General features: G+C 53.8%; 7 protein-coding genes and 1 pseudogene. 4 read left to right on the forward strand and 4 right to left on the reverse strand.

The genetic code is table 11. From position 1 onward, the window contains the following. Positions 1–5: 5 nt before the first annotated feature. From PsAD37_RS14755 to PsAD37_RS14770, 4 genes are all read right to left on the reverse strand, one after another. A complete protein-coding gene (locus PsAD37_RS14755; protein WP_063296803.1) occupies positions 6–731 on the reverse strand; it encodes an aspartate/glutamate racemase family protein in 726 nt (241 codons plus the stop codon). A 10-nt stretch (positions 732–741) separates the two neighbouring features. Next, positions 742–1,992 (reverse strand): FAD-binding oxidoreductase, encoded by a 1,251-nt coding sequence (locus tag PsAD37_RS14760; protein WP_063296804.1) that lies wholly within the window; start codon positions 1,990–1,992, stop codon positions 742–744. After that, the gene (locus PsAD37_RS14765) at positions 1,989–4,211 is read right to left on the reverse strand and encodes a TRAP transporter fused permease subunit (RefSeq protein ID WP_063296805.1); all 2,223 of its coding nucleotides are present in this window, start codon (positions 4,209–4,211) and stop codon (positions 1,989–1,991) included. Before PsAD37_RS14765 ends, PsAD37_RS14760 begins: the two co-directional genes overlap by 4 nt. Positions 4,212–4,380: 169 nt before the next feature. After that, entirely contained in the window at positions 4,381–5,391 is a 1,011-nt protein-coding gene (locus PsAD37_RS14770; protein WP_063296806.1) for a TAXI family TRAP transporter solute-binding subunit, read from the reverse strand. 149 nt (positions 5,392–5,540) lie between these two features. Here PsAD37_RS14770 and PsAD37_RS14775 point away from each other — a divergent pair, with 149 nt between their 5' ends. The 4 genes and pseudogenes from PsAD37_RS14775 to PsAD37_RS29165 all read left to right on the forward strand — a co-directional run. Beyond that, entirely contained in the window at positions 5,541–6,464 is a 924-nt protein-coding gene (locus PsAD37_RS14775) for a LysR family transcriptional regulator (RefSeq protein WP_063296807.1), read from the forward strand. Positions 6,465–6,557: 93 nt separating this feature from the next. Further along, a complete protein-coding gene (locus tag PsAD37_RS14780; protein WP_063296808.1) occupies positions 6,558–7,169 on the forward strand; it encodes a cytochrome c oxidase subunit 3 in 612 nt (203 codons plus the stop codon). 2 nt (positions 7,170–7,171) lie between these two features. Beyond that, positions 7,172–7,477, forward strand: a complete 306-nt coding sequence (locus PsAD37_RS14785; RefSeq protein WP_063296809.1) for a hypothetical protein — start codon at positions 7,172–7,174, stop codon at positions 7,475–7,477. An 88-nt stretch (positions 7,478–7,565) separates the two neighbouring features. Then, positions 7,566–8,250, forward strand: a pseudogene (locus PsAD37_RS29165) (IS3 family transposase); the annotation flags it as partial. Positions 8,251–8,344 lie beyond the last annotated feature (94 nt).

An 8,344-nucleotide genomic window follows, 5' to 3' on the forward strand; every position in this document is an offset into this window, starting at 1 on the left:
GACACTCAGATAAATCCGGGAAAGGCGTGCCGATGCGCCACCGAATGTGCCATGCTGGCAAGAGTGATGATGTCAAACACTGGCCGTTTGATACGCGCTTGCAACTGATGCGCATAAGGCGGCAGGTCGGTACACTCCAAAACCACGGCACCAATATCCGGTGATCGCTCAATCATGTCATCTGCCGCAGCAAACAGCTCTTCTGTCACCTTGTCAAGGTCCATCTGTGTGCGTTCGCCGCGTAAGATCACAGCAGAAAACTCAGGGGCATCATCCAGTCCCTGAACCACAATCGGCACATGGGCTGCACCCACACCTTTCAGATGCTTGTCCGTCAAAGAGGCTGCGGACGCTGTGATGACTCCAACGGGTGCATTGGTCATGTGGTAGGCAAGGGGAACCTGTATGAGCGAAGACACGAAAACCGGAACAGAAACCACCGCTGCGATCTCCTTTTGAAAGATCGCCAGAAATCCGCAGGACCCGGTGATCGCATGCACGCCCTGATCTTCCAGCCGTTTGGCGGCGCTGAGGATCGGCTCAAGCAATTCAGGCGAGGGATCAGCCAGCAGTTTCTGTACCGTCAATCCATGCAGGATCTCATAGGTTGTTGTAAACGGCAGGCTCGACGGGTTCTTGATGTGACCGGGAGGCTTGGGGAAATAGCTTTCCAGTGAAAGAACGCCGATTGAAACGCCGCAAATGTTCTGGCCACCAGGATGAATGGTCATGCGAAATCCTTTAGTACCGTGTCACGTGATAGGGGGTCATATTGATGTTGGGGGTGGTGCCGGTCACTAGATCGGCAACCAATCTTCCAGTTTTTGGGGCCATCATCAGGCCGTAATGACTGTGGCCAAACGCGCCAATCAAATCCGGAAATCCGTCAATTTCGCCAATGCAAGGCAAACTGTCGGGCAAGCTGGGACGTTGGCCGGACCATGTGCTGATGTCATCCATCCGCAAGTCAGGCAACAGCTTGCTTGCAAGCTCCATCAAACCATCCAGCCGTTTCTGATTGATTGGCGCATCAAGCCCGGCAAACTCAGCCGTTCCGGCAACCCGAATGGCGCTCTCCATGGTGGAGGCGACAAACTTCATGTCCATATCCATGATGGAATGCGTGAGGGCAACACCGGGATTGCTGAAGGACACGTGGTAGCCACGCTCAGCCTCCATCGGCACCTTGACCCCAAGTGGTTTCAGCAGCTTGGCAGACCAAACGCCCATGGAAAGCACCAGTTTCGGTGCAAAATGCGCGCCTGTCTCCGTCACATATCTCCAGCCGCCGCCGTCGTTTGGCGTGATGGAGTGCACCTCGGCTTGCTCAATGGTGCCGCCCATCTGGCGTAGTTTGTCGGCAAGCACTTCGCCGATCTTACCGGGGGAAACGGCCCGAGCCTGTCCCTTGATGAGAATGGCGGCCTCAAACTCATGGGTTAAAGCAGGTTCCAGATCTCGTAAGGCCGCAGCTCCAATCTCTTCAATCTCAGCCCCCACAGCGCGGCGCATGGCATAATCCGGGCCATCCAGATCAATCTGGGAGGCATCCCGAAATGCATGCACATACCAGCTGTCTTGCAGTAGTCCTTCGTGCCCTGTGCCTGAAAGGTGATGGCGGTAAAGCTCAATGCAGTCATGATTGAGAGCATGCATGGCATCGCCAATCGGCTGAATGCGCTCCTGTCGTCCCTCATAGAGAAACCGCAGGCCCCATGTGGCCACGCGAGGCAGGTAACTGGGCTTGATCGTCACCGGACCTTGCGGATCCATCAGCCAGCCGGGCACCTTCTTCCAAAGACCCGGCATGGATTGCGGCACCACGGACCACGGCGAGATAATCCCCGCATTGCCAGCAGAGGTGGCCTGACCGGGAGCATCCCGGTCAACCATGTGCACGCGCAAGCCTTTCTCGGCCAGCGACAAAGCACAGCAAATGCCAACCAACCCCGCACCAAGCACAGTGACGTCAGGTACTACAGCTTCTGTCATTGTGTGGCCGCCTGCAAGTTGCGTTGGCTGGAAACCTGCTGGAACAAGACAGGCGCGATGATGAGAATTGCAGCCAGATCAGACCCCAGACTTGGAGCAACCAGCATCAATCCGCCAATAGCCATCAGCACACGCCACAGACCGTTGAGCGGAGCCATGAAGTAACCGGAAACGGCTGTTGCAATAGCAAACACACCCAGCGCACAGGTCAGCGTGACCTGCAAGAACGAGACGAGGGTGAAGTACTCTGGCAAAACAATCAGCATGGTTGGCGCATAGACGAACACCATTGGCACCATGAGTTTGCCAAGCCCCAAGGTAAAGGCACTCACACCAGTCCTGAACGGGTTCGCCCCTGCAATGCCCGCCGCAGCATAGGCCGAGGCGCAAACCGGCGGTGTAATCTCGGAGATAACACCATAATAAAGCACGAACATATGCGTTGCCAAAGCAGGCACGCCCAGTTGTGCCAGAGCCGGTTGAGCCACCGCGACAAGCATAATGTAAAGCGCTGTTGTCGGTAGACCAGCACCCATCAAAATACAGGCAATAGCGATCAGAACCAGAGACAGGAACTGTTGAATGGAGGCTTGCCCGAACACTTCCAGAGAGGTCCAGTCAAGCAGCGGAGCTAGTGAGGCTGCCATATCTGCAGCGCCGTTGGTGACCATAAAGCCAAGACGGAAGCCAACACCGGTCGTGTTGATCACACCGACCACAATACCAACAGCAGCAGAGGCAGCGCCCACGGCCAGTGCGTACTGCACGCCCACATGGCAGCTGTCGAACAGGTCTTTAAAGCTCTGCCGTTCATTGCGATGCAAACACCCCAGCAAGGTCAGTGCGCCAAGCACTCCGGCCATCGTTGGCGAGAAACCTTCACCGGAGTAAGGCGAGGCCTTCCAGAAAATGAAGCCCAGCAAGGCAAGTGGCACAGCCAGAGACAGCGGCTTATCGATGGCACAAAAGCCAACAACAACACAAAGCGAAATGCCAATAAACGCAGCCATGTTAGGCGAGTAGCCAGAAAACAGCACTACGAGCAGTCCGATGAGTGGCAGCACGGTAAACCAGCCCTCACGCCAAACCTGCACAAACTGCGGGATTTGGTCCTTAGGGTAGGCTTCCAGCCCAAGGCGTTTTGCAGTGAAGTGCACGATGGACATGACGCCGATATAGTGCATCAGGGCAGGCACAATCGCTGCAATCACGATGGTGGTGTACGGCACTTCCAGATACTCAGCCATCAGGAAGCTCGCAGCCCCCATGATCGGTGGTGTTATCTGACCGCCCGCACTGGCCGCTGCTTCAACACCGCCCGCAAAGTGCCCCGGATACCCAAGCTTCTTCATGTTGGGAATGGTCAGCGAACCGGTGGAAACCGTGTTGGCGATGGAAGAGCCGGAGATTGTGCCAAAGAAGGCGGAGGAGACGACGGAAACCTTCGCAGGTCCGCCTGTATAGCGTCCGGCTAGGATCATCGCATTGTCAACGAAGAACTGCCCAAGCCCCATGCGCTGCGCCACAACACCAAACAGCACGAAGTGAAACACAACAGTTGAAACGACCCAGAGCGTAACGCCAAAAATGCCTTCAAACGGGAAGTACATGTTGTTGACGAACTGCCGCCAGTCCACGCCCGGATGCTTCAGGATTTGGATCGGAATATATGGCCCCAAAAGCGCATAGCCGATGAAGACCAGAATGATCAGCGGCAGCACGATACCAATGGTCCGGCGCGCGATCTCCAGCACTGTTAAAATGATGATTGTGCCGAAGAAGATATCCGGTCCGGCTGGGTTGCCTTGTCGCAAGGCCTGCTCAGAAACCTGGATGCCAAAAAGGTCAAACCCGCGCCAGCTGAACCACAGATACAGCGACCCCATCATCGCCAGTATCATGATCACCCAGTCAAGGAGCGGGACATTACCAAAGCTCAAGAACTTACCGGGCGTATTGGCCAAGGCACGGTCGGATTTGAGAAACGGAAACGCCAGAAAAATGAAGAAATACAATCCGGCCAGATGGATGCCCATGTGAACATAATCAACCGGCGTGCCAAATCCGGCGGTCCAGAAGTGATAGAGCGCATAGGCAATGGTCGCCCAATAAACCACTTTTGTCAGGATTGGCCCGTTGTCACGGGTATGGAGAGCGGAGTCATACTTTTTCTCCAGCTCTTCCAGAGCCTTGTTATCAAGGTGCGATTGTAGGGGCATGGAACCCTCCCGGGTCTGGGGTGCGTCATGCGGTGGTAAGAGCGTGTTGGGCTATCTCATCCCAACACCAACAGCTGCGCAAACAAAAGCATGCGGCAAGGCTGAACCACCGGTGGCGACAGAATGCAGCGGAAGAACACTCCCGCTGCCGTTTTAAGTCAGACTGTGATTAATCGAGCTGGCCAACTTCTTTGTAGTAACGCTCTGCACCCGGGTGCAGCGGCACGCCAATACCATCAATGCCGTCAAGCGCACTCTTCATGGTGATGACCTTGCCCTTCGGATGTCCGTTATCCAGCAGTTTACGGGCGGTCTTGGACCAAAGCGCCTTGGTGATCTCGTAGACCAGTTCCTCATCAATATTAGCATTGGTCACAAACATGCCGCTCACTGCCACCGTGTTGATGTCATGCGTCACGCCCGGATAAGTGCCAGCAGGGATGGTGGAGGGAATGTAATAGGGAACAGTCTTGTTCGCCTGAGCAACTTCTGCCTCAGTGAAGGAATAGAGATCCATGCCCTTGGTGTTATCCAGCTGGATCATGGCAGCAACCGGGGTTCCTGCAGCATAAAAGTAAGCATCCAGCTGACCATCAGCTGTCCGCTCAGCGCTTTGAGAGTTGTTGAGCTCTGCCTCATCAATATTGTCACGATTGACGCCGTGGTCACCAAGAATGAGCTCAACTGCAATCTGTGTTCCAGAACCTGCCTGCGCAATACCAACCCGCTTGCCTTTCAGGTCCGCAAGGTTGTCCAGTTCACCACCCTTTGGCAAAACAAGATGCAGATCTTCCGGGTAAAGGTTCGCAATCACACGAAGGTCTGGTTTGGCGTTGCCCTCATACTTGCCAGAACCATGATAGGCAAAATGAAGTGTCGCAGCACCCGTCAAGCCTGCTTCCATCTGGCCCGCCTGAATGGCGTTCACATTGTGCGCTGACGCGTTGGTTGACTGCGCGATCGCCACCAGATTTGGAACACCGCAGTTGCCGCCCTGATCACACGGACGAGAGCCCGGTGGGTTGGAAATTGCGTTGGCAATGATCCCGCCAATCGGGAAGTAGGTTCCACCAGCACCTCCCGTACCAATGCGGAAAAATTTGATGTCCTGCGCAACCGCTGCACCACTGATCATCGTGCAAGCAAGCGCAATCCCGGCGCATTTACTGAATAATCCCATGAGTATCCCCCCTCTAATAAATTCAGATAAGCCCAATTCAAGGTGATAGGTATTTATAATTATTGGCCTCATGGTGGTTAGCCTTATTCATAAAAGCAAATTCGAAATATTATGGTTATGATAGATTTTGTTTATATATTGAGGTGCCCATGAACCTGCAGCAACTGGCGGTTTTCCGCGAAATTATGAAAACCGGATCGGTCAGCCGCGCTGCACGAAATCTTCATCGCACCCAGCCCGCCGTCAGCGCATCGCTCAAAGCACTGGAAGATGATTTGGGAATGCCGCTCTTTCTGCGTGAAGGGCGCCGACTGATTCCTGTCCCAGAATCCCATTATTTGCTCTCGGAGGCTTCAGGCATTCTGGATCGTTTGAAGACGGTTGAGCAGAACCTCAGCAACATGCGCGATCAGGTGCAAGGCTCGTTGAGTATCGTTGCCATGCCCGGTCCATCCTCCTATCTGCTGCCCGAGTTCATCAGCAACTTCATCGAGGACAAACCGCAGGTGAAGGTCACTCTGGCAACGCGCAGCTCACCGCAAATCCTCAATCTGATCGCCGCACAAAGCTTTGACATCGGCTTTTGTGATGCAGCTGTAGGCACGGAGCAGGATGTCCTGTCTCACAACACCACAATCCCATGCACCTGCCTGTGCGCTGTCCCGAAAACATCAGCACTGGCAAACAAGAAGGTGATCCACGCGAAGGATCTGGACGGTGTGCCCATGGGCGTGCTCCAGCCCAGCCATTCCACCTTTGAGGCCACCAAAACCGCGTTCCAATCCAGTGACGCGCATTTTGATATCCGCATCGATACTCAATACTTCCTGCCACTGTTCCATTTCGTCGAAGTAGGACAGATCTGTGCAGTTGTCGATGCTTTGAGTGCGGTCAGCTATCAGCGCAGCCGCGGGGATGCCTCCAAAATCGTGTTTTTGCCCTTCGAGCCAACAGTGCCTTTTGGCTACTCCATCCTCGTGCCGCACCAGCGTCCACTGTCCCGATTGGCAAGCTCTTTCGTCTCCTCCTGGCAAAACTGGGTGGAACAAACCATCAATCAGCCAATCAGATAGCAAAGAGCAGCTACAGTTAGCGCTCCAACAAGGACCACGCAGGCAAACCGATCTACTTTTGCCTCAAACACTCATATCGGCTGGAAGGGCGTAATGGACGAGGCTTGCCAGAAAGAAAACGAGACTGCAGAACGGGTCTATCACCAGCCTGTTTCCCCATGGGCATTGGAAAATCTGCCCGGCGATCCCATGATGTGGATCCTGATCGTCAGCGAAATCCTCGTGTTTGGCGGAGCGCTGTGGGCCTTCGCCGGCAATGAGCTGCTCAATCCTGAGATTTACCGCGAGGCGCGCACGCACCTGAACGTGCCTCTTGCTACCTTGAACACAATCATCCTGCTCACCTCAGGCTTGTTCGCCGCCATCGCGGTACGCTTTGCTAAAATCAAAGAGATTGTGAAGACAAGATTGGCATTGCTGGGGGCAGGAAGTCTTGGCGTCGTGTTCATCGCGCTCAAGATTTTCGAGTACAAGGAAAAGCTTGCCCTTGGCCTCAATGTTGAAACCAACACATTCTATACGCTTTACTATCTGGTCACCGGGTTCCATTTGGCCCACGTGATCTTTGGCCTGATCATACTCAGCATAATCGCCCTGTGGCCCACCGAGGATAATATGGAATCGGGCACAGCCTTCTGGCATATGGTTGATCTGATCTGGGTGATCATTTTCCCCATTTTCTATCTCATGGGGCAGGGGCTGTAATCATGGACACCAACAAAACACCCTCTAAAAGCATCCAGATGAACGATCTGCTCAAAGCCTGGGTAGTCTTGGTTGCACTCACTCTGCTCGGCTACGGCCTCAGCTTGTTTAGCAGCGAATTGCTTGTTTATGTGGGCCCGCTGATCATCGCTGCGCTGATCCTGTTTAAGGCGCGGATCATCCTGACCCGATACCTTGGCCTGACCAGATGCCCTGCATGGCTCTCCATGCTCACCTCTATGATTTTCACTTTAACAATGATTTGTGCAGCACTGCTCACCTACGGCTCAGCAGCGCTTACGCAATAAAGACCTGAACACACCTGCCAAAAGCAGAAACTGGACTGGCTCAGGAAAACTGGAGAGCCTTCTGATACGATAAATTGAGGAGGACTTCATGGGTCGAAAACATTATACGGAAGAGTTTAAACGGGAAGCGGTACGGCTGGTGGAAGTGAGTGGTCGGCCCATTCCTGAAATCGCTGCTGATCTGGGCGTGGGACCAGCTACCTTGAACCGCTGGATCAAGTAATTTCGGGATCAGGATTTGCTGTCAGGACCACATGAGGATGCCAGTAGAGAATTAGCCGTTTACGCAAAGAAAACGAGCTATTACGGCAAGAGAGAGATTTATTAAAAAAGGCGGCAGCGTTCTTCGCCAGGGAAACAAGTCGATGAGATATCAGTTTATCGATGCACAGAACGCGTCTTATTCGACTGCTAGCCTCTGCGCCTTTATGAGTGTCAGTTGCAGCGGATATTATGCTTGGAGAAAGCGGCCTGCTAGCGCCAGACAACGTGAGGATATGGTGCTCCTTGCTCATATCAAGGACAAGTTTGAAGCCTCAAACCGAGCTTATGGCTCACGGCGCATTGCAGCTGAACTTAGCGCTGACGGCCTTAATGTAGGTAGGCATCGCGTGGTTCGCCTGATGCGTGATAACTCTCTGAAAGTGGAGAGGAAAAAGAAATTCAAGAGAACTACAGACAGTCATCACAACAAGCCTGTAGCCCCTAACCTTCTGGAACAGGACTTCACTTGTACCGGCCCCAATCAGAAGTGGGGAGCTGACATCAGCTACGGTGCGCCTCGTCTCGGATTATCCGAGGAGGCATATGTTTGGAATGCAACTTTAGAAAGGAGAATGAGATCATGCCATGTCTCCCGCTACGGGG

It is taken from the genome of Pseudovibrio sp. Ad37 (assembly GCF_001623075.1).
Lineage (GTDB): Bacteria > Pseudomonadota > Alphaproteobacteria > Rhizobiales > Stappiaceae > Pseudovibrio.

What these genes read in the sequence shown, in the direction of transcription:
- PsAD37_RS14775 (WP_063296807.1), top strand. Translation starts at nt 5,541, where the DNA reads ATGAACCTGCAGCAACTGGCGGTTTTCCGCGAAATTATGAAAACCGGA.
- PsAD37_RS14770 (WP_063296806.1), bottom strand. Translation starts at nt 5,391, where the DNA reads ATGGGATTATTCAGTAAATGCGCCGGGATTGCGCTTGCTTGCACGATG.
- PsAD37_RS14780 (WP_063296808.1), top strand. Translation starts at nt 6,558, where the DNA reads ATGGACGAGGCTTGCCAGAAAGAAAACGAGACTGCAGAACGGGTCTAT.
- PsAD37_RS14785 (WP_063296809.1), top strand. Translation starts at nt 7,172, where the DNA reads ATGGACACCAACAAAACACCCTCTAAAAGCATCCAGATGAACGATCTG.
- PsAD37_RS14760 (WP_063296804.1), bottom strand. Translation starts at nt 1,992, where the DNA reads ATGACAGAAGCTGTAGTACCTGACGTCACTGTGCTTGGTGCGGGGTTG.
- PsAD37_RS14765 (WP_063296805.1), bottom strand. Translation starts at nt 4,211, where the DNA reads ATGCCCCTACAATCGCACCTTGATAACAAGGCTCTGGAAGAGCTGGAG.
- PsAD37_RS14755 (WP_063296803.1), bottom strand. Translation starts at nt 731, where the DNA reads ATGACCATTCATCCTGGTGGCCAGAACATTTGCGGCGTTTCAATCGGC.